The sequence below is a fragment of the Mesorhizobium sp. M7A.F.Ca.CA.002.05.1.1 genome, from assembly GCF_003998335.1.
Lineage (GTDB): Bacteria > Pseudomonadota > Alphaproteobacteria > Rhizobiales > Rhizobiaceae > Mesorhizobium.
This window is the reverse complement of record NZ_RZQI01001361.1, coordinates 1-1,022: the sequence shown is the minus strand read 5'-3', so window position 1 is coordinate 1,022 and position 1,022 is coordinate 1. Positions and strand designations below refer to the sequence as shown.

The following is a 1,022-nucleotide window of genomic DNA, read 5'->3' as shown; positions in this document are numbered from 1 at the left end:
GCAATTCGGCCGGGCCGGCCTCGATCGCCTCGCAGACGGCCGCCGCCATGGCGAACACGCCGGGGTCGCCACCGGAAACCACCGCGACGTCGTGGCCCTCGGCGGCTTTGATCAGTGCGTCCTTGGAGCGGGCGAGTTCCTCGCGATTGTCGGAAGCGACGCGGGTCTGTTCCGGGCGCAATTCCAGCCGGTCGAGATACGGTTTGTAGCCGTAAAAGAATTTCGCCTCGGCGACGGCGCGGCTGGCTTCCGGAGTGACTTGATCGGCATTGCCGGGCCCAAGGCCGATGACAGTGAGACGGCCGCTCATGCCTGCGCTCCCACGGCGCCGGGGCGGCCGGACCAGCCGGCGACCAGCACGATGGCGAAATAGGGCGCCTTGTCGTCCGGCTTGTCGGCCAGCTTCATCGACACGCTGCCGGCCATGGTGCCGCGCTCGACATAGACGGCGCGCGACAGCTTGGCCGTAGCCTCCAGCGCCCGCCTGATCGTTGGCAGGTTACGGCCGACCTTCATGATGACGGCGGCATCGGTGTCAGCCAGCCGGCGCGTCAGCTCGAACTCGCTCATCGTGCCGGGCAGCACGGTCAGCACGTCATCGCCCTGGACGATCGGGATACCAGTCTGCGACCAGCAGCCGGACATAGCGGTTACGCCGGGAATGACTTCGGTGGGGAAGCGATGGGCGAGGCGCACATGCAGATGCATGTAGGAGCCGTAGAAAAGCGGGTCGCCCTCGGACAGCACCGCAACCATCTTGCCTGCCTGGAGGTGCTCGGCGACCTTCTCGGCGGACTCCTCGTAGAAAGTCGTGATCTGCGAGCGGTAGTCGTCGTGATCCTTGTCGATTTCGGTGGTGACGGGATAGAGCAGCGGCAATTCCGTCATTTCAGGCCGGAACTGCGCTTCGACGATGGCGCGCGCATTGCTGTTGTTGCCGCGCTTGGCGAAATAGGCCACGACATCGGCTTCCGCCAAGGCCCGCGCGGCTTTCAGGGTCAGCAGTTCGGGGTCGCCGGGAC

The 1,022-nt window shown here is 65.9% G+C and carries 2 protein-coding genes; both read right to left on the bottom strand.

From position 1 onward, the window contains the following. The coding region (locus EN939_RS35555) for an SAM-dependent methyltransferase (protein ID WP_245473301.1) at positions 1–310 on the bottom strand (310 nt) is incomplete at its 3' end. Continuing rightward, a partial coding sequence (locus EN939_RS35550; RefSeq protein WP_127271986.1) for a precorrin-2 C(20)-methyltransferase occupies positions 307–1,022 on the bottom strand: 716 nt, incomplete at its 5' end. The genes EN939_RS35555 and EN939_RS35550, both read right to left, overlap by 4 nt.